The 26,191-nt window shown below is 62.7% G+C and carries 23 protein-coding genes; 14 read left to right on the plus strand and 9 right to left on the minus strand.

What is annotated here, in order from left to right; translation table 11 throughout:
* Positions 1–130 precede the first annotated feature (130 nt).
* Entirely contained in the window at positions 131–445 is a 315-nt protein-coding gene (locus IV091_RS00980; RefSeq protein ID WP_293464105.1) for a hypothetical protein, read from the plus strand.
* Positions 446–558: 113 nt separating this feature from the next.
* Positions 559–1,563: an AAA family ATPase gene (locus IV091_RS00985; RefSeq protein ID WP_293464106.1), complete on the plus strand. Its 1,005-nt coding sequence runs from the start codon at positions 559–561 to the stop codon at positions 1,561–1,563.
* 9 nt (positions 1,564–1,572) lie between these two features.
* Here IV091_RS00985 and IV091_RS00990 read toward each other — a convergent pair whose 3' ends face one another.
* Positions 1,573–2,526: an AEC family transporter gene (locus IV091_RS00990; RefSeq protein WP_293464107.1), complete on the minus strand. Its 954-nt coding sequence runs from the start codon at positions 2,524–2,526 to the stop codon at positions 1,573–1,575.
* 88 nt (positions 2,527–2,614) lie between these two features.
* On the opposite strand from IV091_RS00990, the gene IV091_RS00995 reads away from it, so the two are divergent.
* From IV091_RS00995 to IV091_RS01015, 5 genes are all read left to right on the plus strand, one after another.
* A complete protein-coding gene (locus IV091_RS00995; RefSeq protein WP_293464108.1) occupies positions 2,615–4,735 on the plus strand; it encodes an ATP-dependent helicase in 2,121 nt (706 codons plus the stop codon).
* A gap of 382 nt (positions 4,736–5,117) precedes the next feature.
* Positions 5,118–6,041: a DUF3616 domain-containing protein gene (locus IV091_RS01000; RefSeq protein ID WP_293464109.1), complete on the plus strand. Its 924-nt coding sequence runs from the start codon at positions 5,118–5,120 to the stop codon at positions 6,039–6,041.
* A 348-nt stretch (positions 6,042–6,389) separates the two neighbouring features.
* Positions 6,390–6,746 carry a hypothetical protein gene (locus IV091_RS01005; RefSeq protein ID WP_293464110.1) on the plus strand — a complete coding sequence of 119 codons (357 nt, stop codon included), beginning with the start codon at positions 6,390–6,392 and terminating at the stop codon, positions 6,744–6,746.
* 15 nt (positions 6,747–6,761) lie between these two features.
* On the plus strand, positions 6,762–7,979 hold the full coding sequence (locus IV091_RS01010) for a phospholipase A (RefSeq protein ID WP_293464111.1): 1,218 nt from the start codon (positions 6,762–6,764) through the stop codon (positions 7,977–7,979).
* A gap of 80 nt (positions 7,980–8,059) precedes the next feature.
* Positions 8,060–9,373, plus strand: a complete 1,314-nt coding sequence (locus IV091_RS01015; RefSeq protein ID WP_293464112.1) for a cation:proton antiporter — start codon at positions 8,060–8,062, stop codon at positions 9,371–9,373.
* Between the two features lie 38 nt (positions 9,374–9,411).
* On the opposite strand, the gene IV091_RS01020 is transcribed toward IV091_RS01015, so the two are convergent.
* Positions 9,412–9,798, minus strand: coding sequence for a diacylglycerol kinase family protein (locus IV091_RS01020; RefSeq protein ID WP_293464113.1), 387 nt, complete (start codon positions 9,796–9,798; stop codon positions 9,412–9,414).
* Positions 9,799–9,944: 146 nt separating this feature from the next.
* Complete coding sequence (locus IV091_RS01025; protein WP_293464114.1) at positions 9,945–10,886, minus strand: LysR family transcriptional regulator; 942 nt, start codon at positions 10,884–10,886, stop codon at positions 9,945–9,947.
* Between the two features lie 101 nt (positions 10,887–10,987).
* Here IV091_RS01025 and IV091_RS01030 point away from each other — a divergent pair, with 101 nt between their 5' ends.
* The 4 genes from IV091_RS01030 to IV091_RS01045 all read left to right on the plus strand — a co-directional run bounded on the left by IV091_RS01030 (position 10,988) and on the right by IV091_RS01045 (position 15,551).
* Positions 10,988–12,055, plus strand: a complete 1,068-nt coding sequence (locus tag IV091_RS01030; RefSeq protein WP_293464115.1) for an amidohydrolase family protein — start codon at positions 10,988–10,990, stop codon at positions 12,053–12,055.
* Between the two features lie 48 nt (positions 12,056–12,103).
* Positions 12,104–13,072 carry a tripartite tricarboxylate transporter substrate binding protein gene (locus IV091_RS01035; RefSeq protein WP_293464117.1) on the plus strand — a complete coding sequence of 323 codons (969 nt, stop codon included), beginning with the start codon at positions 12,104–12,106 and terminating at the stop codon, positions 13,070–13,072.
* Positions 13,073–13,122: 50 nt separating this feature from the next.
* Positions 13,123–14,319 carry a formaldehyde dehydrogenase, glutathione-independent gene (fdhA, locus tag IV091_RS01040; protein WP_293464119.1) on the plus strand — a complete coding sequence of 399 codons (1,197 nt, stop codon included), beginning with the start codon at positions 13,123–13,125 and terminating at the stop codon, positions 14,317–14,319.
* A gap of 110 nt (positions 14,320–14,429) precedes the next feature.
* Complete coding sequence (locus IV091_RS01045; protein ID WP_293464121.1) at positions 14,430–15,551, plus strand: porin; 1,122 nt, start codon at positions 14,430–14,432, stop codon at positions 15,549–15,551.
* A 60-nt stretch (positions 15,552–15,611) separates the two neighbouring features.
* Here the strand turns inward: IV091_RS01045 and IV091_RS01050 are convergent, their stop codons facing one another.
* Positions 15,612–16,523, minus strand: coding sequence for an NAD(P)-dependent oxidoreductase (locus IV091_RS01050; RefSeq protein WP_293464123.1), 912 nt, complete (start codon positions 16,521–16,523; stop codon positions 15,612–15,614).
* 233 nt (positions 16,524–16,756) lie between these two features.
* Here IV091_RS01050 and IV091_RS01055 point away from each other — a divergent pair, with 233 nt between their 5' ends.
* Positions 16,757–17,509, plus strand: a complete 753-nt coding sequence (locus tag IV091_RS01055; RefSeq protein ID WP_293464125.1) for a fumarylacetoacetate hydrolase family protein — start codon at positions 16,757–16,759, stop codon at positions 17,507–17,509.
* A 309-nt stretch (positions 17,510–17,818) separates the two neighbouring features.
* Here the strand turns inward: IV091_RS01055 and IV091_RS01060 are convergent, their stop codons facing one another.
* The 4 genes from IV091_RS01060 to IV091_RS01075 all read right to left on the minus strand — a co-directional run bounded on the left by IV091_RS01060 (position 17,819) and on the right by IV091_RS01075 (position 22,248).
* Positions 17,819–18,793, minus strand: a complete 975-nt coding sequence (locus IV091_RS01060) for an MBL fold metallo-hydrolase (protein WP_293464127.1) — start codon at positions 18,791–18,793, stop codon at positions 17,819–17,821.
* Between the two features lie 184 nt (positions 18,794–18,977).
* Positions 18,978–19,736 carry an ABC transporter substrate-binding protein gene (locus tag IV091_RS01065; RefSeq protein ID WP_293464139.1) on the minus strand — a complete coding sequence of 253 codons (759 nt, stop codon included), beginning with the start codon at positions 19,734–19,736 and terminating at the stop codon, positions 18,978–18,980.
* Positions 19,737–20,078: 342 nt separating this feature from the next.
* Positions 20,079–21,242 (minus strand): mandelate racemase/muconate lactonizing enzyme family protein, encoded by a 1,164-nt coding sequence (locus IV091_RS01070; RefSeq protein ID WP_293464129.1) that lies wholly within the window; start codon positions 21,240–21,242, stop codon positions 20,079–20,081.
* A gap of 34 nt (positions 21,243–21,276) precedes the next feature.
* Complete coding sequence (locus IV091_RS01075) at positions 21,277–22,248, minus strand: tripartite tricarboxylate transporter substrate binding protein (RefSeq protein WP_293464130.1); 972 nt, start codon at positions 22,246–22,248, stop codon at positions 21,277–21,279.
* A gap of 124 nt (positions 22,249–22,372) precedes the next feature.
* Between IV091_RS01075 and IV091_RS01080 the strand changes: the two genes are divergently transcribed.
* Entirely contained in the window at positions 22,373–23,311 is a 939-nt protein-coding gene (locus IV091_RS01080; protein ID WP_293464131.1) for a LysR family transcriptional regulator, read from the plus strand.
* A 282-nt stretch (positions 23,312–23,593) separates the two neighbouring features.
* Here the strand turns inward: IV091_RS01080 and IV091_RS01085 are convergent, their stop codons facing one another.
* Positions 23,594–24,508, minus strand: a complete 915-nt coding sequence (locus IV091_RS01085; protein WP_293464132.1) for a LysR family transcriptional regulator — start codon at positions 24,506–24,508, stop codon at positions 23,594–23,596.
* A gap of 251 nt (positions 24,509–24,759) precedes the next feature.
* On the opposite strand from IV091_RS01085, the gene IV091_RS01090 reads away from it, so the two are divergent.
* A partial coding sequence (locus IV091_RS01090; protein WP_293464133.1) for an FAD-dependent monooxygenase occupies positions 24,760–26,191 on the plus strand: 1,432 nt, incomplete at its 3' end.

Genomic DNA, 26,191 nt, shown 5'->3' on the forward strand with positions numbered 1-26,191 from the left:
CAACAGCGCGCACCACCAGAATCCTAAACTGGGAAAAAAAAAGAGGAAGCTGCGCAGGTGCCCGGCTCGCGGTCTGTGTCGGCAGCGCTGTATAAATCGTTTTTCTGGCTATTTACTCAGGAGAGCAACCATGTACAAAATGCTGATAGTCGCGCCGCTTACAGCGCTTGTGCTCACTGCGTGCGTCGTGGAACCCGCGCACTACGGCACCAGACTGGTCGTGGCGCCGGCACTGCCGCTGGTGGTGGAATTAGGCCCAGAGCCCTATTACTACCAAGGCGGATACCACTACCACTACAACAACGGCAACTGGCGCTATTCACGCGCAAGATCGGGCCCCTGGGTGGATCTCCCGAGGAGTCACTACCCGAAAGAGATCAGGCGCAAAGGCGGCGCTGATGGCTGGAACAGAGGCCAGGGTCGTGGGCCACGGGACCGGGATTAGCCTGGCCCTTGCCGCCTGCACCACGGCAAATGCGGCTGCTGCATGCCTTGCGGCATAAAGGTAAAAATTGTGATTGAATGAAGTCCACGCTGCTCAACAAAAAGGAGTGCTCGATGGAATCCATTCAAGTCGTTCCCCAGGCGCCCACCTTCACGCTGCCCCTCGCCAAGGTGCGAAGTGTCTACCAGCTCGCCGACGTTGAAAGCAAGCTGGGCAAGCTGCAACACAGCGACGCACGCGAGCACGACAGCTTGCGCAACACCTACGAGCGCATGCTGGAGCGCGGCCCCGAGCGCTTTCAGATGAAGCCAAGCGGCATCCCCGAGATGGCGCCCCTGTATGACGCGCTGCCCAACTTCACCGACGTTCTCGACGACGTGCGGCGCCATGTGGCGCTGAGCCACGACAGCACCGACGGCCTGGAGGTCACGCCCATGCTGCTGCTGGGCGCGCCCGGCATCGGCAAGACGCACTTCGCCCGGCAGATGGCCGACCTGATCGGCACCGGGATGAACCTGGTGTCGATGGGCTCGCTCACGGCTGGCTGGCTGCTGTCGGGCTCGGCGTCCCAGTGGAAAGGGGCCAAGCCAGGCAAGGTGTTCGAGTCGCTGGTGGACGGCCAATACGCCAACCCGGTGATCGTGATTGACGAGATTGACAAGGCCGCCAGCGACGCCCAGTACGACCCGCTGGGCGCCCTGTACAGCCTGCTTGAGCACGACACGGCCTGCTCGTTTGTGGACGAGTTTGCGGAGGTGCCCATCGACGCGAGCCAGGTGCTGTGGATCACGACGGCCAACGATGCGCGCGGCATTCCCAACCCGATCCTGAACCGGATGAATGTGTTCGAGATCCAGCCGCTCACGCCCGCCCAGGCGCGACACATCGCCCTGCGGCTCTACCAGGCCATCCGCTCCAGCCACGACTGGGGCTCGCGGTTTGATGAAGCGCCCAGCGATGACTTGCTCGACAAGCTGGCCACGCTGGTGCCCCGCGAAATGCGCCGGGCCCTGATGGCGGCGTTTGGCAACGCACGGCTGGCCAGCCGGGGCCTGCTGCAGGTCGACGACCTGCCACGCGGCGCAGCCAGCAAGGGCAGGATCGGGTTTGTGCAATAGCGTGGGGCGCTATTTCAGCAGCGCCACCGCCGCCGGAAAGCTGAAAAATGCCAGCACCGTCGACAGCAAAATAATCCGCGCGATGCGCCCGTTGTCGGCGCCAAAGCGCTCGGCCAGCAGGGCGACATTGCTGGCGCTGGGCAGCGCGGCCAGCAGCACCGCCACGGTCAGCGTGAAGCGGTCCAGCGGCAGGCCGAGCGCGATGGCGGCCAGGCCCAAGCTGCCGACCAGCACCGGGTGAAGCACCAGCTTTATAAGCACAACAGGCACATAGTCGGCCATGGGCGTGCGCGAGTCGCTATTCATTTGTGATCGCGCCAGCACCGCACCAATGGTGAACAGCGCCACCGGCGACGCCGCATCAGCGAGCAGGCTGACGGTGGCCATGAGGGGCGTGGGCAGCGCAAAGCCCACCCCTGAAGCCAGCGTGCCCAGCGCAATGGCCCAGGGCAGCGGGTTGAGCACCACGCCCTTGAGCGCCATGCGCGCCGCCCTGGCTGCGCCGTGCTCGTCGGCGCCATCGAGCTGCGACAGCGCAATGCAGAGCGACGAGGTGATCACCATGTCCACCATGATGGTCACAATGGCCGGGCCCGCAGCCTGGGCACCCAGCAAGGCCACCAGCAGCGGCACGCCCATGAAGCCGGTATTGGGAAAGGCCGCCACCAGCGCGCCAAACGACGCGTCGTTCCAGTCCATCCGGCCTTTGCGCGTCAGCCAGATCGTCAAGCCCACCACCAGCATCGCGCACAGCAGGTAGACCGCCACCAGACTGCCATTGAGCAATTGCTCGATCGGCGTGTTGGCGCCAAAACGGTAGAGCATGCAGGGCAGCGCGAAATAAAGCACAAAGCCGTTGAGCCCGGGAATAGCGTCAAGGGGCAGCATGCGCCGACGGGCTGCGACATAGCCGGCCAGCACGAGCGAAAAAAAGGGAAAGGTGACCAGGAAAATGCTTAGCACGGGGGGTATTGTCACCGGCAATTCCGGGGCGGGCTTGACTGGCTATGATGCCGTCTGGCTCTTTTAAACTTTTCAGCGTCTCCCCCGCATGTCGTCCTCCCCCCCCGTTTCCTCTGCTGCCGCTGCCGGCCTGAACCTGGCCCAGCAGGAAGCCGTCAACTACCTGCACGGCCCCTGCCTGGTGCTGGCAGGTGCCGGTTCGGGCAAAACACGGGTGATCACGCACAAGATTGGCCGGCTGATCCAGACCGGCCTCAAACCCGAGCAGATCGCCGCCATCACCTTTACCAACAAGGCCGCCGCCGAGATGCGCGAGCGCGCCAAGAGCCTGATCGGCAAGCAGGCGCGCGGCGTGCTGATTTGCACCTTTCACGCGCTGGGCGTGCGCATGCTGCGGCAAGACGGCGCGGCGCTGGGGCTGAAACCGCAGTTTTCGATTCTGGACAGCGACGACGTGACCAGCATTTTGAAAGACGCGGGCGGCAGCACCGACGCGGCCACGGTGCGCAACTGGCAGTGGACCATCAGCCGCTGGAAAGGCATGGGCCTGAACGCCGCCCAGGCCGAGGGCCAGGTCAATGGCGACGAAGAGCGGGTGATTGCCCGCATCATGGCGCAGTACGAGGAACGCCTGAGCGCCTACCAGAGCGTGGACTTTGACGACCTGATCGGCCTGCCGCTGAAACTGCTGCAGGAGCATGAAGCCGTGCGCAGCAAGTGGCAGGCGGCGCTCGGCCATGTGCTGGTCGACGAATACCAGGACACCAACGCCACGCAGTATGAAGTGCTGAAGTTGCTGGTCGGCGAACGCGGCCGCTTCACGGCGGTGGGCGACGACGACCAGTCGATCTACGGCTGGCGCGGCGCCACGCTGGACAACCTGAAAAAACTGCCGCAGGATTTTCCGAAGCTGAAGGTGGTCAAGCTGGAGCAGAACTACCGCTCGACCAGCGCGATCTTGCGCGCCGCCAACAACGTGATCGGCCCCAACCCCAAGCTCTACCCCAAAACGCTGTTCAGCGAACTGGGCGAAGGCGAGCCGGTGCGCGTGCTCGACTGCGACAGCGAAGAGCACGAGGCCGAGCGCGTCGTGGCGCGCATCCAGAGCCTGCGCGCCGAGGGCAGCCTGCTGGCAGAAGGCGGCCAGTACCGCGAGTGGAAGGACTTTTGCGTGCTGTACCGCGCCAACCACATGGCCAAGCCGTTTGAAAAGGCCTTTCGCAAGGCGAACATCCCGTACAAGGTGTCGGGCGGGCAAAGCTTTTTTGACCGCGCCGAGATCAAGGACCTGTGCAGCTGGATGGTGCTGCTGGTCAACAACGACAACAACCCGGCCTTCATCCGCTCGATCAAGACGCCCAAGCGCGGCATTGGCCACACCACGCTGGGCGCGCTGAGTCTCTTTGCCGACACCTACAAGCTCAGCCTGTTCGAGTCGCTGTTCAGCAATTCGCTGAACTCCGTGCTGCCGGCCAAGGCCGTGGGCTCGCTGCACGAGTTTGGCCGCTACCTGAACGAGCTGGAGCAGCGCGCCAAAAAAACCGTGGGCGCCGAAGAAGCGCGCGTGTTTCTGGCCGACTGGCTCAAGGAAATCGACTACGAAAAGCACCTGTACGCCGGCGAGGAAAGCGAAAAAGTCGCGGCGGCGCGCTGGAGCAACGTGATGGATTTTTGCGACTGGATGGCGCAGCGCTGCGGCGGGCAAATTGCCGACGCGTCGGGCGCGGTGGTGGAAAAGGAAACCAAGACCATGCTGGAAGTGGTGCAGACGATCGCACTGCTGTCGACCATCAGCGAGCGCGAAGGCGAGCAGAACGTGGTCACGCTGTCGACGCTGCACGCCTCCAAGGGGCTGGAGTGGCCGCATGTGGTGCTGGCCGGCTGCAACGAAGGCCTGCTGCCCTTCAAGCTCGAAGACGACGACGGCGCCAACAGCGACAGCATTGCGCTGCGCCTGCAGGAAGAGCGCCGCCTGATGTACGTGGGCATCACCCGCGCCCAGCGCACGCTGGCCGTGAACTGGCTGCGCCGGCGCAAAAAGGGCCGCGACATGATCCCCGGCGTGCCCAGCCGCTTCATTGCCGAAATGGCGCTGGACAAAACCACCATCAAGGAAGATCCGCGCGAAAAGATCAAGGCCCTGCGCGCCGAGTTCGCCAAAAAATCAGCCGACAGCCTCGCTGCAGCGGCGGCTTTCAAGCATCGCTAGCACTTCAACACGAACGTGTTGGAACATGACTGCGCCCTGGTTTTGGCGGGGTTGCGTATGCCGCGGGTGGCGCTGGAGGTGCAGGTGGTTCTGGAGGCTCTGGAGACGCTAGCGCGGGTGGTGGCGCAGGCGGTGGCACTATGACCCAAAGCAAGGATCAGACGCAGCAGCAGACTCGGGCGCAAACCCGGGATCAACTCAAAGCCCTGTAGCAGGCAGCCGGCAAGGCCGATTCCGCAACCGCGATGACCCCAAACCGGCTGAGCGGGGTTGAGCGAATCGGTGTTTGCCCGCCAACAGGCCGTTGGGCGCGTGCGGTGGAGGCGGGGCTTGCCTGGCGCCTGGCGGCCTCAATGCCTCCCCGCAAGTGACAATGCCTGTCATGACGCACAACGCTCTTCCCACATTTTTGCCGCTGACGGGTCTGTATGAGCCCTCTGCCATCCAGCAGCTTCCAGACGGGCGCTTCCTGGTGGTTGAGGATGAAAAGGCGCATGCTTTCAGCTTGGTCAGCCTTGGCGCGAGCGGGGTGGTCAAGCGCACGGCGCTGCGCCCGGGATGGTTTGAATCGGGTGACGCCTTCTGGAAGCTGGACGACCTGGAGGGGCTGGCGCTCGATACCTCGGGTTTTATCTACGCGGTCACCTCGCATTCACGCAACGACGACGGCGCTGAAAAGAAGTCGCGCGACAAACTGGTGCGCTTTCGAATTGACGCAGACCGCGTGGTCGCGCCTGCCGTGGTGGGTGGCTTGAAGCGCGCGTTGGTGGCTGTACACCCCGTTCTGGCGGCTGCGGCGAAGGCTCAGGACGTCAAGTCTGGCGGGGGGCTCAACATCGAGGCGCTGGAGATCACCCCTGACGGGCAGCGACTGCTGATCGGATTTCGCAGTCCGTTGCAGGACGGTTGCGCCCTGATCGCCAGCGTTGAAAATCCCGCCGCGATGTTTGACGCAGACGAGGCGCCACAGATTTCGCCCATTTTGCAGGCCCTGGACCTGGACGGGCACGGGATTCGCGGCATGTCGTTCATCGCCGCGCTGGGCGGCTACCTGCTGATCAGCGGCCCCGCATCCCGCGCGCGCAATGCGTTCTCGCTCTGGTTCTGGAGCGGCCAGCCCGGCGCGTCGGCGCACCGCGTCACGGTGCCAGGCTTGCTGGGCCTGGAGCACGCCGAAGGCGTCAGTCCGGCGGTCATCAATGGCGCGCCGCATATCGTCATCGTGAGCGACGACGGCAACCGAAAAGAGGGGCAATTTGCCCGTTTTCTGCTGCTCGACCCAGGGCAGTTGCAGAGGGCACCCTGAGGCTGTTGATGCAGCCAGGAAGCCGCCAGTGGTTTGTCACTCAGGCAGGCCCGGCGGGAAACGCGCATTTATGCGATAGTGCACCTTATCGCCAACTTGGCGTTTTTTATCGCCCTGGCACCCCAGCATGCTGATGCGGCGCATCGTCCACCAGCAAACTACCGGGCTGACCCTGCCTGGAACTGCCAAGACAGACACTCATCAATGACGTTCAACGATCTCCGAATTGCTATTTTTTTTATAGCAATAAACTCAACTCCATTGTGGGCTACAGCACAAAACAATCAAGCACCAGCATGCACTGACCAGCATGAACTGAAAGCCGCCCAGCTATACGGCATGTGGGCCGTGCGCTTTAGCAACCCGCCCGCCGGCCTGCCCACCCAGGCCACCTTGCGGCTGCAGCAGCATGCCGAATTCACCGAAAGCCTGGCCGGCCTGGTCACCCGCGACCTCGGGGCCGCGGCGGGCTCACCGGCCATCGCCAGCCATGCCAACCAGGCCGCGCTGGCCGGCGACCTCGAAGATGGCCGGCTACTGCTGCTGGACGAGTCTTCTGACCGGATCAGCATTACCGGCACCTGGAACGGGGAACTCATCGAGGGTTCGTGCGGCAAGCAGTTTCAGGGCAGCTGGAAAGACACCAGCCGCAGCGCTGCCGACAACGCACCCGACGTGCCTTTTACCCTCACCAAACTCCCCTGACCAACGGCTACCCTGATGACCCTGAAACGACCGACGCTGGCCCCGCGCCAGCTATGCACCCACCTGATGGCCGCCGGCTTGCTGGCGGGCGGACTGGCGCAGGCCCAAAGCGCACCCGCCCCCGCCGATTCGCCCGCCAGCGCGTCCAACACCGGCTGGCAAGCCTGCCAGATCCTGAAGGCCGACGCCACGGCGCAACTGGCTTGCTTTCAGCAATGGGCCGATTCGCAGTCGCGCACCGACCGGCCCGCGCCCTCACTCACCACGGTGCCCGCCGATACCGCCACCGGCCAGCCGGAGACGCAGATATTGCTGCTGCCCACACTGAACACCGAGTCGCCGGATGGCAAACCGATAGGCTGCAAAAACAGCCGCTACTCCGAACTCTCCAAATTCTGGGAACTGCAGCGCGGCACCGACTGCGACACCTTTTCGCTGCGCGGCTACCGGCCCATTTCGCTGGCCGTGGTCGGTTCCAATAGCGTCAACGTGCAACCCTCGTCGCCGGCGGCCGACCACACGGCCCTGACCGCCCTGCCCTACAAGCGCACCGAAAATAAAATCCAGCTCTCTGTGCGCTTCAAGGTTGCCAAAGGCATGCTCAAAAGCAGCGACGGCGAAGGCAGCGACCACGACTCGCTATGGTTTGGCTACACCCAGAAGAGCTACTGGCAGCTGTTCAGCGCGGGCCTGTCACGGCCGTTTCGCGTCACAGACCACGAACCCGAGGTCATCTATATCTACCCGCATCAGATCCCGCTGGGCGGGGGCTGGAGCTACCGGCTTTCGGGCGCGGGGCTGGTGCACCAGTCCAACGGGCAGGCGCTACCGCTGTCGCGCAGCTGGAACCGCACCTACCTGATGGGCGCGGCCGAGAAAGTGCTGGGCCAGGAGTCCAGCCTGATGCTGCAGGGCCGGGTCTGGCGCCGCCTGCGCGAGTCCTCGGGCAATGACGACAACCCCGGCATCGAAAACTACGTGGGCCGGGCCGAGCTGACCGGCAACTGGCAAATCAACAAATCCAACACCGTGGGCGTGACGCTGCGGCATTCGCTGCGCAGCGAGGCCCGAGGCTCCACGCAGCTTGACTGGCTGATGGCGCCCGCATCGTCACCCAACTACACCGGCCTGCGCTACCACCTGCAGTTGTTCAGCGGCTATGGCGACAGCCTGCTCGACTACAACCGAAAGCGCCAGGTGCTGAGTGTTGGAATGAGCCTGGTGGACTGGTAGATGGCAGGTGGCAGGTCCTGGCTGTGCGGCCGCTGCCGCTTGGCCTTAAGCTAGACGCATGATTTCCAGCGCCCCGCCCCATGCTTGACCCCTCCGATTTCGTCGTGGGCAGCATCATCGCTGGCCTGCTGCTGATCGCCATGACGCTGGCCGGCTCCTTCATTGCGCGCTTGCCGCTGAGTGCCGCCATGCTCTACCTGGGCGCGGGTGTGGCAATTGGCCCGATGGGCCTGGGGCTGATCAAGCTCAACGCATTGACCAACGTGGTGATGCTGGAGCGGCTGACCGAAGTGGCAGTGCTGATCTCGCTGTTCACCGCGGGCATGAAGCTGGAACTGCCGCTGACCAACCGGCGCTGGCGCATTCCGGTGCAACTGGCCACGCTGTCCATGCTGGTCACGGTGGGGGCCGTGACGGCGCTGGGCGTGTATGGCTTGGGCTTGTCCCTGGGCGCCTCGGTGCTGCTGGGAGCGATTCTGGCCCCGACCGACCCGGTGCTGGCCTCTGACGTGCAGGTCGGCGACCCCGGCGACCGTGACCGCCTGCGCTTTGGCCTGACCGGCGAAGGCGGCCTGAACGACGGCACCGCCTTTCCGTTTGTCATGCTGGGCCTGGGCCTGCTCGGCCTGCATGATCTGGGCGACGGCGGCTGGCGCTGGTGGACCGTGGATGTGCTGTGGGCAGTGGCGGGCGGCTTGGGCCTGGGCTACCTGATGGGCACGCTGGTCGGCCGCGCCATCATTTACCTGCGCATGCGCCACCGCGAAGCACTGGGTTCCAACGAATTCATTGCACTGGGCCTGATTGCGCTGACTTACGGCCTGGCCCTGCTGAGCCTGACCTACGGATTTTTGGCGGTGTTTGCCGCCGGGCTGGCGCTGCGCCGTGTGCACGAGCACAAAAACGGCCCTGCCGCCCAGCCTTTTCCAGCCCTGAGCACGGCGCACCAGGAAGCCTCGGGTGCCCACGCGACCACCCACATGATGAACGAGGTACAGGGCTTTAACATTCAGCTTGAGAGCTTCGTGGAGGTCGGCATTGTGCTGGCCGTGGGCGTGCTGCTGGCCACCGTCAAGTTTCAGGCCGAGCTGCTGTGGTTCATCCCGGTGCTGTTCCTGGTGATTCGCCCGGCCGCGGTTTACATCGGCCTGCTGGGCGCGCCCGTCGAAAACACCCACCGCCGCATGATGGCCTGGTTCGGCATTCGCGGCATCGGATCGCTCTATTACCTGCTCTACGCCATCAGCCACGACATAGAACCGGCGCTAGCCAAGCGACTGCTGTCGATCACGCTGGCCGTGATCGTGGCGTCGGTGATTGCCCACGGCATTTCAGTGACGCCGCTGATGCGTCGCTACGAGGCGCGCAAGGCTGCACGGCGGCGCCTGGACTGAGCGCGTCGCGGCTGGAGGGGTGGAGGCCGGCACTGCGCTCACAGCCTTTCGAGCAGCTTTGGCAGAAAAACCGCCAACCCAACCCCGCACGCAGCCACGCTGGCGATCAGGACGGCACCGGCGGCGACATCCTTGGCATCGCGCGCCAGCGCACTCCATTGCGGGGAAGCCAGGTCCACCACGAACTCGACGGCGGTGTTGAGCCCTTCGGCACACAGGACCAGGCCCATCGCGAGAATCAACAAGCCCCATTCCAGCGAACTGATGTCCAGCCAGTACCCCATGGCGGTGACGGCCAGCACCGCACCGGCATGAATCCGGGCATTCATCTGGGTTGCCAAAAGCCGCTTCACGCCGCGTGCGGCATGCCGCACCGAGGCCCAGCGTGATGCCGAGCGCGCGCCAGGCACCGTGTCTGGCTTCATGGCTGGCGCGCATAGCGCTGTTGCGGGCCGGAAATCAGCGTGCTGGCAGGGGTGCCCGGCAAACATGCGGCGCTGCGCATCGCGGCAAAAAATAAAAATCTCATCGCACGTCCTTTAGTGTGTTTGGCCGACCGCCGCAACAAGAATCAAGGGGCGGTGGACGCAGTGTGTGCCGGATGCTGGCGCAGGGCCACTTGCTCCCAGGGCGTGATGGGTTGAAGGTGGCGTTCCAGCCAGTCCAGGAGCATGCGCACACGCGGCAACTCGATTCGGTTGCTTGGCACCAGCGCCTTGAGCCAGAGGGCCGGAATGTTAAACGGCTGCAGGATCTCCATCAGCTGGCCGGATCGCAGCGCCTCGTCAACCAGATAGTCACCCATGACCGCAATGCCGTCACCCGCGATCACCGCCTGGCAGATGGCGGCGCCGTCGTTTGTTTGCAGTTTGGCACGCACCTCAATGCCCACCGGGCCCTGCGGGCTCTCGAATTCCCACCGGGTGCCGGAGGTGGTGAAGACCAGACACTCGTGATCCACCAGTTCGCCCGGGTGCAGGGGCATGCCCCGGCGCTGCAGGTAAGCGGGCGAGGCGCACACGCGTCTTTTCAGCAGGCACAGCGGCCGGTCCTGCACATGCCCGTAAAGCTCGGGCCGCGCGCCGATGGCAATGTCAAACCCTTCCTCGACCGGGTTGACGGAGCGGTCTGCCAGCACAATATCCATGCTGATCATGGGCTGGCTGCGCAAGAAGCCGTTGAGGATCTCGCTCAGGTACAGAACGCCCAGCGTGGTCGGCACCTTGACCCGGATATGCCCCTCCAGCCCGCCGCTGGCCCGCGCCATGCCGGACAGCGCGTCATCCACCTGGCGTATCGCATCCCTTACCGTGCGCAGATAGCGGTCGCCAACGTCTGTGAGTGTGAGCTTGCGCGTGGTGCGTATGAAAAGGGGCGCCTTGATGCGCCATTCCAGCTGATCGATGCGCTTGGAAACCACCGACGGAACGATGCCCAATTGGCGGGCCGCGCCGGAAAAGCTTCCTGCTTCCGCACTGGCAACGAAAGCTTTGAGGTTGGCGAGTGTGTCCATGATTTATCGCGAATCGCGAAAGGATTACGAGAAAAATTCCACATTGTCATCTAGTTTAAACTTAATTACCATGCACGTTATCCAGAAAAGAGATGACACACATGAACGCACCCGCAGCGGCGACAGCCGACCACCCCAAGTCAAGCGCCTACCAGCGCATTGCGACCGAAGAGGCCTTCGCGCCGCCCGAGATGCTGGCGATCTACCGCAAGATCATTGAAAAGGGCGATGCCGACCCCGGGTTCAAGGGCCTGATGGGGTTTTACATGAGCAGCCCCAGCGACCGTGCCCAGCACATCATGCGCTGCCTGCAGGACCTGGACCAGTTGCGCCTGCAGCACATGGACGAGTGCGGCATTGACAAGCAGGTGATTGCACTGACCGCGCCGGGCGTGCAGGTCATGGACAAGGCCACGGCGGTGTCGTTCAGCCAGATTGCCAACGACCAGTTGGCCGAGGCCGTACACCGGCACCCGACCCGATTTGTCGGCATGATCGCCGTCGCACCGCAAGACCCCACGGCTGCAGCCAAGGAAATCGAGCGCGGCGTGAGCAAACTGGGCATGAATTCGGTCATCATCAACTCGCACACGCAGGGCGAGTATTTGTCCGACCCCAAGTTCTGGGACATCTTTGCAGCCGCCGAGGCGCACGACGTGCCGATCTACCTGCATCCCAATTCACTCCCGGCCAACATGATCCAGCCCTTCCAGGAGTGCGGACTGGATGGCGCGATTTACGGCTTTGGCGTAGAGACCGGCCTGCATGCGCTGCGCATCATTACCTCGGGCGTGTTTGACCGCTTCCCGAAGCTCAAAATGATCATTGGCCACATGGGTGAAGCCTTGCCGTTCTGGCTCTATCGGCTGGACTACATGCACCGGGCCACGGTGCTGTCCAAGCGCTATGACAGCATGCAGCCGCTCAAGAAAAAACCGAGCGACTACCTGCGCGAGAACTTCTACATCACCAACAGCGGCGTCGCCTGGGAGCCGGCCATCAAGTTTTCGCAGCAGACACTGGGCGTGGACCGCGTGATGTATGCAATGGATTACCCCTACCAGTACCAGCGCGATGAAGTCATCGCCATGGACAACATGACGATGAGCGCCGAAGACAAAAAGAAGTTCTTTCAGACCAATGCCGAAACGGTGTTCAAGATTGGCTGAGTGCCGGCCGGGTAAAGATTTTATAAAAGCAGAAAGCAGGAGACAACCATGAAAAAAATGACCATTCGCGTCATGCTGGGCAGCTTGATGGTGGCGTTTTCCGTCGCGTCCCAGGCACAGGCCTGGCCCGGCCAGACCATCAAGATCGTGGTGCCTTTCACGCCCGGCACCGGCATGGACACGATTGCCCGCACCGTCTCACCCAAGCTCGCCGAGCGCCTCGGCCAGCCGGTGGTCGTGCAGAACATCCCGGGCGCCAGCGGGAATATCGGGGCCGACAATGTGGCCAGGGCAACGCCCGATGGCTATACCGTGTTGATGGGCGCCAACACCATGCTGATCACGTCACAGATCTACAAGAATGTTTCATTCAATCCCACCCAGGATTTTTCACCGGTTTCGATGGCGGCCTATGGCACCTTGATGCTGGTGGCCAACCCCAAAACCGGCATCAAGTCCATGAAGGACCTGGTCACGCTGGCCAAGTCCAAGCCCGGCTTCATCAGCTACGGCTCACCCGGCATTGGCACCCCGCACCACATGGCCATGGAATTGTTCAAGGCTGAAACCCAGACCTTCATGCTCCATGTTCCCTACAAGGGCACGGCAGGCTATGTGCAGGACCTGCTGGGCGGCGAGTTGATGGCTGGATTTTTGCCGGTGCATGTGGCGCAGGGCTTTGTCAGCGCAGGCAAGCTGACGGCACTTGCCGTCGGCGGAAACGAGCGCCATCCGGTGGCGCCCACCGTCCCGACGATCCAGGAACTCGGCGTCAAGGGCGTCAACGTGGACATGTGGTACGCCTTTTTCGTGCCCAGCAAGACGCCCTCGCCGGTCGTCGGCCGCCTCCATACCGAAATCGCAGCCGTCCTGAAACTGCCGGAAATCCAGTCGGTGCTGAGCAAGGCCGGGCTGGATGCGTCGTCATCGACGCCAGCCGAGCTGACGGCTGTTGTCGGCAAGGATTACCAGCGCTGGGGTTCGGTCATCAAGCGCAACGCGATCGCCGCCGACTGAGAAACCCGGCACCCTTTTTTGCACAAGCAGGATCACTCCAGGAGATAGCCATGTCATCAAACCGCGGTGTTGTCTACATACAGCAAGGCCAGGTGGAGGTTCAGTCGATTGCGTTTCCCAAGCTGATCAACCCCCAGGGACGAACCGCCAACCACGGCGTGATTCTCAAGGTGCTGACCACCAACATCTGCGGCTCCGACCAGCACATGGTGCGCGGACGCACCACCGCGCCGGCCGGGCTGGTACTGGGCCACGAGATCACGGGTGAAGTCATCGAGGCAGGCAAGGATGTGGAAATGCTGCAGGTCGGCGACATCGTATCGGTGCCGTTTAACGTGGCGTGCGGGCGTTGCCGATTGTGCAAGGAGCGCCAGACCGGCGTGTGCCTGACGGTGAACGAGTCCCGTCCAGGCGGCGCCTATGGTTACGTCGACATGGGCGGCTGGGTGGGCGGGCAGGCGGAGTACGTCATGGTGCCCTATGCCGACTTCAATTTGCTGAAATTTCCTGACCGTGCCCAGGCCATTGAGAAAATTCGCGACCTGACCTGCCTGTCGGACATTTTGCCCACCGGCTACCACGGCGCCGTGACTGCGGGCGTTGGTCCCGGCAGCACCGTGTATGTGGCAGGCGCTGGCCCTGTGGGACTGGCCGCAGCGGCTTCCGCCCGGCTGCTGGGTGCGGCGGTGGTGATTGTGGGTGACGTGAACCCCGTGCGCCTCCAGCATGCCAGGAGCGTTGGCTTTGAGATTGCAGATTTGTCGACGGACGTGCCCCTGGCTGACCAGATCGCGCAGATACTGGGTGTCCCGGAAGTGGACAGCGCCATCGACGCGGTGGGCTTCGAAGCGCGCGGCCACGGGCATGAAGGTGCGCAGCATGAAGCGCCTGCCACGGTGCTCAATTCACTGATGGAGATCACCCGCGCAGCAGGCAAGATCGGCATCCCCGGACTCTATGTGACGGACGACCCGGGCGGCGTGGACAAGGCCGCGAAGTCCGGCTCACTGAGCATTCGTCTCGGCCTGGGCTGGGCCAAATCCCACAGTTTCATGACGGGCCAGACGCCAGTGATGCAGTACAACCGCGCGCTGATGCAAGCCATTTTGTGGGACCGCATCAAGATCGCCGACATTGTGGGCGTCAAGGTCATTTCCCTGGACGAAGCGCCAAGCGGCTACGCACAGTTTGATGCGGGAGCACCCGTCAAATTCGTGATTGACCCGCACGGCCAATTGGCCCGCTAGCGTTTTCCCGCACGGCGCCAGTCCTGCCCTGCCCTGCCCCTCCCTTGCCCGCACCTTTGAATGCGGGCCTTTTTTGTATCCCCTGACCCCTTCTCTTTCCAAGGAAAAAAATGAAGACCTCATCCCTCGTGGCCCTCACTGTGAGCGGGCTGGCTGCAGCAGGTGCTGCCCACGCGCAAAGCAGTGTCAACCTTTACGGCCTCCTCGACGCCGGAATTGAGTCTGTGAGCAATGTGCAGTCCGTCGGACGCCTCACGCGAATGCCCTCCAATACCGCCACCATTCCTTCACGCGTCGGGATGCGCGGCCGGGAAGATCTCGGCGGTGGGCAGGGCGCTATTTTCACGCTGGAAATGGGCTTGGCGCCAGACACAGGCGCTTCAGGGCAAGGAGGCCGCTTGTTTGGCCGGCAGGCGCTGGTGGGTCTTGCCGGAAATTGGGGCGCGGTCACGCTGGGCCGCCAATACACCATGACGTTCTGGTCTCTCCTTGACTCGGATATTGTGGGCCCCACCGTCTACGGCCTGGGCGCGTTGGACTCCTACATTCCGAACGCACGCGCTGACAATTCAATTGCCTACAAAGGAAAATTCAGCGACCTGACTGTAGGCGCCACCTACAGCTTCGGCCGTGATGCCGTGAATGCAGGGCCATCGTCTGCCGGAACCAATTGTGCCGGCGAAAACGGCGCCGACGCCAAGGCGTGCCGCGAGTGGTCGGCCATGGTGAAGTACGACACCAAGGTCTGGGGCGCAGCGGTCGCCTACGACAGGATCAATGGACGCACCGTCGTCGGGACTGATAGGGTATTTGGTGGCCTGACCAACAGTTCATTGTCCGACGCACGATTGATGGTCAACGGCTATGTGAACATTGCCGCCGTCAAGATTGGCGGCGGTGTCATTCACCGCAAAACCGCAGGCATCTTGCCTACCCCGCCCAAGAGCGACCTCTGGTACCTGGGCGCGTCCTACCCCGTGACGCCGGCGCTGACCCTTGATGGGCATGTCGCAAAGCTGGTCTACAAGGACGCGGACAACTTTGACTCCACCATCGTGACGGTGAAGGCCATGTACAACCTGTCCAAACGTACTGCGGTGTACGCCCAGATTGGCACGATTCGCAATGGCAGCCGGACGAACGTGTCGGTCAGCTCCGGTGCGCCGGGCAGCAACCCCGCAATGGGTGGATCGCAGACCGGGACCATGGTGGGCGTCAGGCACACGTTCTGAACGCCTGCGCACGTGCTCCCAGGCAGCCGTGCCGGGAGCGCGTGAGGAATGAATTCTGTATCAGGCGCCCACACCTGAATCCCCACCAGTTGCGGCCGGTTGCGCCTTCGCCAGGAGCGTGATCAGCTCAGGCACCGTGGACTGCGCCGGGCCGTCTTGAAGCGCCTGGGCATAGGTCCGCCGGATACTTTCCGCCGTCTCGTGCATGGCCCCCGATTCTTGCGCCATGGTCGTGTAGTACGTCATGTCCTTCAGGGCATTGGCGATGGTGAAGCGAAATCCGGAACCGTCGCGCGATTCAATGTAGGGACGAAGGCGATTGAGCACCACGCCGTCGCCACCGCCCTTGGTCAGGATTTCCAGGAATACCTTCGGATCGACCTCGCTGCGCTCGGCGCAGGCGGCGGCTTCGGCGAGGACGGCCGAAAAGCCGAGGGACACAAAGTTGTGCAGCAGCTTGAGCCTGTGACCGGCGCCAACCGGACCGGCCAGCGTGATGTTCTCGGCAAAACATTCAAGAACCGGCTTGCAGCGTTCGAACAAGGCCGGATCGCCGCCAACAATCAGGTTGAGACGCCCTTGCGCCGCCTCTTTGGGCGTGCGCGTCATCGGTGCATCAAGAAAACCGCCGCCCGCCTTTTTGACCGATTCGGCGATGCGGATCGTGGAGGAAGGGATGGCGGTCGAGCAGTCGATGACGATGGCGCCTGGCTTGAGCCCTTCCAGCAGGCCGCCGCTGCGCAACAGCACATCCTCGACCTGCGGCGTTCCGGTAACGCACAGGATAATGATGTCAACTTCTGCGGCCAGGGCTGCCGCACTGGGTGTCGTGGTGGCGCCGGCCGCAATCAGCGCCTCCAGCGGCTGATTTCCAGGGTGGTCCAGAAGCACCATGGGATAACCATGTTTGAGGATGTTGCTGGCAATGCCATGCCCCATCATGCCAATGCCGACCATGCCAATTTTCGTCATGCTGTTCCTTCAGGTTGTTCAAGTTACCGGGCCGGTGCCAAGCCACGCGCTTTTTCCCCATCCGCCCGCGCAGATGTAGACGTGTATATCACTTCCACATAGTAGTGTCCCAACCTGCTTCAGAGGAGCGCGCGCTGGCGGTGGCCCGCGCGGCCACGCCGTCTACACTGACCGGGCCAACGCGGCGGGGCTGCCGGCGCTGGCCCACACTTTGACGAAAGAAAGCCAACCCCATGATTGACGAAACAGCGCACCATCTGATTGAGGCGCGGCGCACCCACCGCGCCATTTCTGCGGCAAGTTGCGGCACGCCCGATGCGAAGGCGGCCTATGCCGCGCAAGACGCCGTGGCCAGCGCCTGCGGCTGGTTCCGCGAGGCGCCAGCAGGCCACTGGAAATCCGGCGGCCCGTCACGGGACGCCGTGCTGACGCACGCAGCACTGCCGCCGGCTGGCGTGTGGACCAGTCCGGCCGAGGCCCAGACCTGGCCGTTTCGCCTGCGCGGCATCGAGGCAGAGATCGCCTTGCGCCTGGGCCGCGCGGTAGACCCGGCGCTGGCGCAGACGCTGGACGTGCGCGCAGCGGCGGAACTGGTCGACGCCATGTGCGTGTCCATTGAAATTGTCGATTCGCGCTGGACCGAAGGACTGGACGCGCCGGCGCTGGCCAAGCTCGCCGACCTCCAGTCGCACGGCGCACTCGTGCTCGGTCCCTGGGTTTCTTTTGCGCCACGGGACTGGCGGGCGCAGGTGTGTCGGGTCCAGATCGGCACGCAGCCGCCGGTTGAGCGCCAAGGCACGCATTCCCTGGCCGACCCGGTTTTCGTGCTGCCGGCCTGGCTTCGGCACGCAACCCGGGATGGCAGCAGCGTGCCGGCCGGAACGGTCGTCACCACGGGCACCTGGGTAGGCCTTCTCCATGCGGCCAAAGGCGATCTGGTCACGGTGGAGTTTCCGGGCGTTGGCAGCGCCTCGGTGCAGTTGTAGCGGCACGCGGACTTTTTTATGCCGGTGTGCGTGGACCGGAAATAAAAAAGCCAACCGCATGGGTTGGCTTTTTTTGCAAGATGACGCGCGGTCAGAAAATGAGCTTGCCAAGGCCCAGGACGACGGCCAGTCCAATCAAAAATATTCCAACTACGATCCAAATGATTACCTTCATCGCCTGCCTTTAAGAAAGTGGGTTTCAAGCGCAATTGTTCTACGCTTTGGCCCGGCAAACCTGCAGTGCTGGCGCTTTGTAGCTGTAGTCCACAGCCGACAGTCCGGTGCACGCTGGGGTCGGGCAGGCGCGAATCAGCAACCGTCCGTGCATTTGCCCGCGCTGTCGAACGCCATCGTCTTTCCTGAAAGAGGAATATGCACGGGCACCTTCACCGCCTTCATGAAGGCTTCCGTCTTGCTGCCTGTGCGCACCTTCCCGTTAACGGTGCCGACCTCGTTGGCGTGGGAGGCGATCACGGATGCGGGTTTCACGAGGTCGTTGATGACGTAGGCAGCCTCTACCGGCCCCGTGCTGAAGCCATCGCCGATGTTCATGACGGCGAGCTTGGCGCCGTAGTGGCCGCGCACCACCAGGTCCTGGTCGGCCGTGATGCCGGTATCTCCGGACAGATACGTCACCAGCCCGTTGCTGAACCTGAGGACATAGCCCGTCGCGAGGCCCACGTCGCCGGCGATGCCCACATCCTTCATGGCCTTGCCCAGGTCGCCGCCGATGAAGTCGGGATCGACGCCATTGCTGTGCATCGCCGTGACGGTCGCAATCCGCACGCCGCCCACGGTCACGCTACCGCCGAAGCGGGCCAGCATGGAATTCGCCGGATCGCCACCGTTGGCCTTCAGCTTCGCCGCGAAGAAGGGCGGCATCTCGCTGCCGGTCACGATCTTTGACTTCTTGGCCAGCGCGATGTTGACGACGCTGGTGTTGGGCAGTGCCGAGACCGACACATCCGGCTTGTCGCAGCTGCCCGAGTTCGGCGCCTTGCCGTGCGCGTTGCCCACGTGGTCGCCATGCATGTGGCTCACCAGGATGATGTCGATCTTGCCGAGCCGCGGATCATCCGCGCCCGCGACGGTGCGGCCCGGATCGTAGAGGACGCGGGTACCGCTGGGATCCTCGAAGACCAGCGCGCGATCTTGCGGACAGAACTCGCCCGCAATGCCGCCAAGCGGCGTCACCTTCACGGTCTGGGCCAGTGCGGGGAATGCCAACAGTGCGCAAATAGCGCTGAAGGATGCGATCCGGGTGAAGCGATTGGTCATGCTCATGGCGTTTTCCTGTTATTCATTCGATGAAGTAGAAGGTTGCCAGCGCCTGGCAACGGTGTGCGTTCGTTGCTGCCAGGCGCAGCATACGATTTTTAACATTGATGGAGGGGCCCCACCAGCTGCTCGCCGTTTCAAGCCACTCATTCCTGCAAGGCGGCCTCCGCGCCGCCCAGTCATCTCAACGTTATTGCGCCGCAGGCGCCACCGCTGCGCCTTCAACCTTGTGCCTGGCCAGCGCATCGGCGACAAAGCCCGACGACTTCATTTCCTCAATGAAAGCGGTCACGTAGCGCCCCCCGGCATCGCGGCCTTTGGGCAGACCCATGGCCTGCTGGATCACCATGAAACGACCATCGAGCAAGCGCAGGCCAGGCAGGCGCTTGGCATCAGCCTGCAGTTGCTGCTTGACGCCGGCGGCCACCTCCATCTTTTGCGCCAGGAACATGTCCGTCACCGTTGGCGAGGTGGGCGCTTTCACCAGCTTGGCTGCCTTCAGTTCACGGGTCAGAAACAGGTCGTACGCGCTGCCATTGCCAACGACCACCCGGTTGCCCACGCGGTCGACTTCGGCATTGCTCCTGATCGGCGAATCGCTCCGCACCAGGTAAGCACCTTCGATGACGACGTAGGGCGGCGTCTGGATCATGCCGGCGCCACGCACCGGGTCGATCGCCACAAAGGCGATGTCCACCTGGGCAGCGGTCACCGCGTCAACCACCTTGCCGGCGGACGGGAAGGTGACCAACTCCACGGGTACGCCGAGGCGCCGGCCCAGTTCGCGGGCCAGATCCACAGAAACCCCGCGCGGCTCGCCGGTTGCGGCGTCTTTTGTGGCCAGGATGGGGTTGCCAAAGTTGATCGCAGCCCGAAGTTTGCCGCTGGGCGCCAACTCCGCAACGGGTGCGGCTGGGCGGGTGGCGCATGCCGTCAGCACGCAGGCCATCAGCAGCACGCCCATGGGGCCCAACAGGCGGGCCATCACGGATTTGCTTTTAACGCGGTCATTGGGCGCGAGGCCCAAGACGGGGATGGTGGAAAGGCCGGTCAGCAAGGGGCGAATGGGCATCTATGTCTCCGTGGTTTTAATTGGAACGAGGCAAATCATTGGAGCCGCTCCGAATACCCTTGTCAATCGAGCATTGCCGCAGTCATTGGTGTGCTTTCCAGGTAGTCCCGTCGCCCAGGCAAGAAAAAACCCCACGGTCTTTTGAACAGCGGGGGGGTTTTACCCTTGCGGGATATTTTGGGGGCTGGGGGCTGGGGCGGAATCGAACCCCTGATCGAATTACTGATCCACCACAAAGCCGTCAAAGTGAGGCCGCATGGAGATCGGCTTGGACAGCGGAGGCCGTATCTTCTGCGCGTCCGGCAGGAGGTTCATACCCAAGCCCGGCCCTGTGGGAATGTCCACGAAGCCGTTGTAGGGCCGAGGCACCTCGTCCACGATGTTGCTTCCCAGATGCTCGGGACGGGATTCAAAAATGCCTGCCTCAAAGCCAGTGGCATATTCCTGGATCGCAAAGTTGGGGACGGCTGCGGCAATCTGCAAGCAAGCGGCCAGGCCGATGGGCGACAGCGGGTTGTGCGGCACGATCTGGATCTGATGGGCCTCGGCAATGGCGGCGACCTTGCGCGCGCCGGTGATGCCTCCGCACAGGCAGACATCCACCCGTGCGTACTCGACGCCGCCGCGCGCCATCAGCGCCTGGAACTCGTAAATCGTGGAGAACCGCTCGCCGGTGGCGATGGGAATGTTGATTTTCTGGGCCACGCGGGCCATCGCATCCAGGTTTTCCGGACGGATCGGATCCTCAATGAACATCGGATGCGTGTCTTCGATGCCGCGGGCAAACACGATGGCCTCGGCGGGCGTCAAGCGGCGATGAATCTCCACCAGCAGGTCAACCCGGTCGCCGACCACCTCGCGCATGCGCTGGGTGTTGTCGATGGCGTCGCGCATTTTCTTGATGTGCGTCTTGAAGTACACGCTGTCATGGCCCTCATCGAGGAACGGGTTGAGGTGCCCGAACGCGTTGAAGCCCGCTTCCATCTTGGCCTGGCATTCCACCAGCATCTTCTCGATGGTGTTTTCGTAGATGTGACCGTAGATGCGCGCCTTCTTGCGCGCGGCGCCGCCAAGGAGTTCATAAATAGGAACGCCCAGCGCCTTGCCCTTGATGTCCCACAGCGCGATGTCGATCGCCGAGATGGCTGCGTTTTCCGCCATGCCCTGGAAATAGCTGAAGCGGTGCATCACGTTCCAGTGATGCTCAATGGCAAAGGCGTCCTTGCCTTCCAGGTATTCAGCGAAGCGCCGGATGCAGACGCCCGCAGCCTCGATGTGGCCCCAGGTGCCCGCCTCGCCAAAACCAACGATGCCCTCGTCCGTGGTGACGCGAACAAACATGAACTGCCCTATGTGCAGGGGTTCGACTTTTTTGATTTTCATATTCTGAAGAGAAAGAGTGTGTGTTGTTGAAAAATCAGTCCAACTTGATACGGGCTTTTTGAACCAGCTCTCCCCAGCGGCGCGCTTCTGCCTCAATGTGACGGGCGGCCTCGGCGGGCGACATGGAAACCGGCTCTGCGCCGGCGGCAACGAGCTTTTCCTTGACCTCGGGCCGCATCAAAACCTTCTGAATCTCCGCATGGAGGTAGTTCACGACGTCCGCAGGCGTGCCCTTGGGTGCCGCAAGCCCGAACCAGTTCGCAATATTGAAACCGGGAAAGCCGCTTTCAGCCGCGGTGGGAACGTTCGGCAGCGACGACAGCCGCTTCGAGTGGGCAACCGCCAGCGGGCGCATGCGCCCCGAACTCAACTGGCCGATGACCGTCGGCGCGGCGGTGATCAGCACCTGCACCTGGCCGCCCAGCAGGTCGGACAAGGCCGGCCCGGAGCCTTTGTAGGCGATATGGGTCATATCGATGCCGGCGACAGACTTGAGCAGTTCCCCTGCGATATGTGGACCACTGGCGGAGCCGCCCGACGCAAAGTTGAGCTTGCCGGGTTGCGCTTTCGCCAACTCCACCAACTCCCGCAGGTTTTTAACGGGCACATCGGCGTTGACCACCAGCACATAAGGCGCCTCGGCGAAGACAGTGATGGGCGCGATGTCCTTGATCGGGTCGAAGGACAACTTTGGAAACAGCGCCGGCACGATCGTTTGCGTCATCTCGTTGGCCAGCAGGGTGTAGCCATCGGCCGGAGCCTTGGCCACATAGCCAGTGGCGATCGTCGTGCTGCCGCCGCCCTTGTTTTCGATCAGGAAGGTCTTGCCGGTGGACGTCGCCAGGGCCTGTGCCATCAGGCGCGCAACGATGTCGGTGGTGCCGCCCGGGGCATAAGGGACGATGACGCTCACGGGCTTGGCCGGATAGCCCGCCTGCGCGTGCGCGAAAAGCGGCAGGGTGGACAGGCCGGCCAGGACGGCGCGGCGCGAGAGGGTGGGCAGCAATGGATGATTCATGTGGTCTCCTCGTTGTAGAAGCTGACGATCGGTGAACTGAGACTCCAATGTAGTCATTGCCTGCGACAACTAATCGCGCAGAAGTTACACCATTGTTAAAATAAACTGAATAATGATTGAGATCACGAATGCGTCCGCCGAGATGGCGTTTTTTCAGGTTCTGATGCGCTGCGGCAGCCTGTCCGCGGCAGCCCGCGAGCTGGGGCTGTCAACGCCGGCGGTGAGCCGGCGGCTGGCGATGCTTGAGGCGCGCCTGGGTGTCCAGATGCTCAACCGCACAACCCGGCGGATCAGCCTCACGCCCGAGGGCGAGGAATACCTGGTCCAGGCGCGCCGCATCCTGGCAGACATTGAGGACATGGAGCATGAACTAAGCCGGTCCCTGTCAGAGCCGCGCGGACAGGTGCGCGTCAATGCGACGCTGGGCTTCGGCCGCAGCCACGTAGCCCCGGTGATCTCGAAATTTTGCAAGGCCTACCCGGGCGTCCAGGTACAACTGCACCTGTCCGTGGCGCCGCCGCCGCTTTCAGAGGATGCCTACGATGTGTGCATCCGTTTCGGTGAGCCGCCTGACGCGCGGGTCATCGCGCGCAAGGTCGCTCAAAATCAGCGACTGCTCTGCGCGTCGCCCGCCTACCTCGCCGAACGCGGCACCCCGCGCGCACCGGCAGACCTGGCGCGGCACAACTGCATCAGCATTCACCACGGAGACGAGGCCTACGGACTGTGGCGGCTGACCTCCGGGCGACGCACTGAAGCGATCAAGGTCACGGGCTCCATGGTCACCAACGATGGGGACATCGCCGTGGCCTGGGCGCTGGATGGCCACGGCATCCTGATGCGGGCGCAATGGGATATCGACAAGTACCTGCAAAGTGGCCGGCTATGCCGGGTGCTGGCGAACTACGCCACGCCCCCCGCCGATATTTATGCGGTGTATCCCCAACGGCACCAAAAGGCACGCCGCGTGACGGCTTTTGTTGACTACCTTTCCAGATCCTTTGATTCGACGGCCAAAAGCATGGCAGCGCAGTTGACGGCCAGCTTGTAGCAGACCATGGGCCGTGGGCACGTCAAACCGCCCCCCGGACTTCTTCATGGATGATGCCCTTGTGTCGGCGCTGGCTGGTGAAGTCTTTGGCCCTGGCGGCCTTGCTGCGAATCAGACGCTCCTGCGCAGTGCGCGAGGATGGCAGCTCACGGTATGGCGTTCGATGCCGGGACAGGCGACATGAATCGAGCAGGTGGCGCGTCTTTGCTTGGCCTTCCCTTCTGTCGCCGATGGCGCACTTGATGGAGTGCCAGCGCCCAGTCGCGGCGGCGGCTGAAGCCTCTATTCGGCATCCATGGCCGCCCCAGCGTACAGATCCATCATCGTTTTGCGAAGCCAGCAGTTTCCGGGGTCCGAGTTGAATCGCTCGTGCCAATGCTGTTTGACTTTGTATTGCGGCATCGGCACCGGGGTTTCGAGCACTTGAATACGCTCCTGCAGCGCCAAGGCGCTGCCGAGAAATTTTGGCACGACGACAAGGAGCTCGGTCTGCGCCACGATCCGGGCGACGCCCAGGAAGCTGGGCACTCGCAACACGGCGCGACGCTCGATGCGATGCTTTGCCAGCACCTTGTCAACAATCGAGTGACCCGTCCCCGAGGTGGTCACCACGATGTGCCCTTCGCTCGAGAATGCGCGCCGACTGACCGATCCTTGAATCCGCGGGTGCGCTAGCGAGGCCAGGCAGACAAAGCTCTGCGCGAACAGTGCCTGCTGATAAAAGCCAGCATCGAGGTCAGGCGTAAACCCGACAGCCAGATCTACGTTGCCGGACTCAAGACTCCGCCGCGTGGCAAACGAGATATTTTCCGCTTCGACGACCAGCCCTGGCGCCGTCCGTTGCAGGTGGTTGATCAACTTCGGCAGCAGTACGACCTCGCTGATGTCTGTCATGGCGATACGAAATACGCGCGTCGCCTCAACGGGGGAAAACGCGTCATGCTGTGTTCCGCGCGCTTTCTCGATGCGCAGCAGCGCTTCCTGAATTTCGGGGTATATGTTTTGCGCTCTCGGGGTCGGCTCCATGCCTTGAGATGTTCGGCTGAACAGGCGATCGTCAAAGTGGTGGCGCAGCTTGTTCAGGGCAATGCTGGCGCTGGCTTGCGCAATCCCGAGCCGCTCCGCAGCGCGGGAGACGCTCCGCGTTTTGTAAATCTCGACGAATACGCCGAGCCAATCAATATCAAGTTTGGCCATGAAGCAATATATAAAAACGATATTTAAAGTATTACATATTGCCCATGGAACAAATAGTGGGGAGCGGTGATAGTCGAGATCTGCTGAAGAGTCAGGAGACATGACAACCTCCGTGTCTGAGCGCGGAGAACTCATCGCCCCTCCTTCAATGGCCTCACGCGCCGTTGAGATCGCGGTAGCCGCCCACGCCGAGCCCCACCGTTAATGTTCTCTTTTCAAGAATCAACGATGACCAACGAGAGTGGAAAAACATGCAATTTCATCTGAACGGCTTCAAGCCTGGTGATCCCCACGTTCAAGACGCATCTGTCCACGTCGCCCAACGAACAGACGCACTGCCTGAGGAGGTTGACGTCCTGATCGTGGGCTGCGGGCCTGCTGGCTTGACGCTGGCGGCGCAGCTGGCCGTGTTTCCCGGAATCCGCACCTGCATCGTGGAGCACAAGGACGGTCCTCTGCAGTTGGGGCAAGCGGACGGCATCGCCTGCCGGACCATGGAGATGTTCGAGGCATTCGACTTCAGCGAGCGGGTTCTCAAGGAAGCTTGCTGGATCAACGAGGTGACTTTCTGGAAGCCGCACGAGAAGCAGCACGGGCGCATTGTTCGCCACGGGCGCGTCCAGGACACGGAAGACGGACTGTCGGAGTTTCCTCACGTGGTGCTGAACCAGGCGCGGGTGCATGACTTTTACCTGGACTTCATGCGCAACTCGGCAAGTCGGCTGGAGCCGTTCTATTCCCGTCGCTTCCTTGATCTGGAGATAGACCGGAGCGCTGACGACTATCCGGTCACCGTGCGTCTGGAGCGAACGGACGCGGTCCATACCGGCACAGTAGAAACGCTGAAGGCGCGCTACGTGGTCGGCTGCGACGGCGCGCGCAGCGGCGTGCGCAAGTCCATCGGGCGTCAGCTGGTGGGCGACTCCGCCAACCACGCCTGGGGCGTGATGGACATGCTTGCCGTGACCGACTTCCCCGACATTCGCTACAAGGTGGCCGTCCAGTCGGAAAATGGCAACCTGCTGGTGATTCCGCGCGAGGGTGGCTATTTGGTTCGCGTTTACGTCGAGATGGACAAGTTGGGTGAAGAGGAACGGGTTGCCAATCGCGGTATCACGCTCGACAAGCTCATCGAAGCAGCGCAGCGCATTCTTCATCCCTACAAACTGGAGGTCAAGGAGATCCCCTGGTGGTCGGTGTACGAAATCGGCCAGCGCATTTGCGACAAGTATGACGATGTCCCAGAGGACGAAACCGGCGCCCGTTTTCCCCACGTTTTCATCGCAGGCGATGCATGCCACACCCACAGCCCCAAGGCGGGTCAAGGCATGAATTTCTCCATGCAGGACACCTTCAACCTGGGATGGAAGCTCGCCGCGGTGCTGTCCGGGCAGTGCGGACCTGAACTCCTGCGTACTTATTCCGAGGAGCGCCAGGTGGTCGCCCAGGAACTGATCGACTTCGATCGTGAGTGGGCCAAGATGTTCAGCGATCGCCCGCAGCACGATGCAGGCGGCGACGGCAAGGGCGATTCCAAAGGCGTGGACCCGAAGGAGTTCCAGAAGTATTTCGAGCGGCACGGGCGCTTCACGGCCGGCATGGGCACGCACTACCGCCCCTCCTCCATATGTGGAGAAGCCACGCACCAACACTTGGCCACCGGCTTTGTCGTCGGCACACGAT

Source organism: Polaromonas sp., assembly GCF_018780625.1.
Classification (GTDB): Bacteria; Pseudomonadota; Gammaproteobacteria; order Burkholderiales; family Burkholderiaceae_C; genus Polaromonas.

Excerpts from the sequence above, each read along its gene's own strand:
- IV091_RS00980 (WP_293464105.1), top strand. The coding sequence starts at position 131 with ATGTACAAAATGCTGATAGTCGCGCCGCTTACAGCGCTTGTGCTCACT.
- IV091_RS00985 (WP_293464106.1), top strand. The coding sequence starts at position 559 with ATGGAATCCATTCAAGTCGTTCCCCAGGCGCCCACCTTCACGCTGCCC.
- IV091_RS00995 (WP_293464108.1), top strand. The coding sequence starts at position 2,615 with ATGTCGTCCTCCCCCCCCGTTTCCTCTGCTGCCGCTGCCGGCCTGAAC.
- IV091_RS01000 (WP_293464109.1), top strand. The coding sequence starts at position 5,118 with ATGACGCACAACGCTCTTCCCACATTTTTGCCGCTGACGGGTCTGTAT.
- IV091_RS01010 (WP_293464111.1), top strand. The coding sequence starts at position 6,762 with ATGACCCTGAAACGACCGACGCTGGCCCCGCGCCAGCTATGCACCCAC.
- IV091_RS01015 (WP_293464112.1), top strand. The coding sequence starts at position 8,060 with ATGCTTGACCCCTCCGATTTCGTCGTGGGCAGCATCATCGCTGGCCTG.
- IV091_RS01020 (WP_293464113.1), bottom strand. The coding sequence starts at position 9,798 with ATGAAGCCAGACACGGTGCCTGGCGCGCGCTCGGCATCACGCTGGGCC.
- IV091_RS01025 (WP_293464114.1), bottom strand. The coding sequence starts at position 10,886 with ATGGACACACTCGCCAACCTCAAAGCTTTCGTTGCCAGTGCGGAAGCA.
- IV091_RS01030 (WP_293464115.1), top strand. The coding sequence starts at position 10,988 with ATGAACGCACCCGCAGCGGCGACAGCCGACCACCCCAAGTCAAGCGCC.
- IV091_RS01035 (WP_293464117.1), top strand. The coding sequence starts at position 12,104 with ATGAAAAAAATGACCATTCGCGTCATGCTGGGCAGCTTGATGGTGGCG.
- fdhA (WP_293464119.1), top strand. The coding sequence starts at position 13,123 with ATGTCATCAAACCGCGGTGTTGTCTACATACAGCAAGGCCAGGTGGAG.
- IV091_RS01045 (WP_293464121.1), top strand. The coding sequence starts at position 14,430 with ATGAAGACCTCATCCCTCGTGGCCCTCACTGTGAGCGGGCTGGCTGCA.
- IV091_RS01050 (WP_293464123.1), bottom strand. The coding sequence starts at position 16,523 with ATGACGAAAATTGGCATGGTCGGCATTGGCATGATGGGGCATGGCATT.
- IV091_RS01055 (WP_293464125.1), top strand. The coding sequence starts at position 16,757 with ATGATTGACGAAACAGCGCACCATCTGATTGAGGCGCGGCGCACCCAC.
- IV091_RS01060 (WP_293464127.1), bottom strand. The coding sequence starts at position 18,793 with ATGAGCATGACCAATCGCTTCACCCGGATCGCATCCTTCAGCGCTATT.
- IV091_RS01065 (WP_293464139.1), bottom strand. The coding sequence starts at position 19,736 with ATGGCCTGCGTGCTGACGGCATGCGCCACCCGCCCAGCCGCACCCGTT.
- IV091_RS01070 (WP_293464129.1), bottom strand. The coding sequence starts at position 21,242 with ATGAAAATCAAAAAAGTCGAACCCCTGCACATAGGGCAGTTCATGTTT.
- IV091_RS01080 (WP_293464131.1), top strand. The coding sequence starts at position 22,373 with ATGATTGAGATCACGAATGCGTCCGCCGAGATGGCGTTTTTTCAGGTT.
- IV091_RS01085 (WP_293464132.1), bottom strand. The coding sequence starts at position 24,508 with ATGGCCAAACTTGATATTGATTGGCTCGGCGTATTCGTCGAGATTTAC.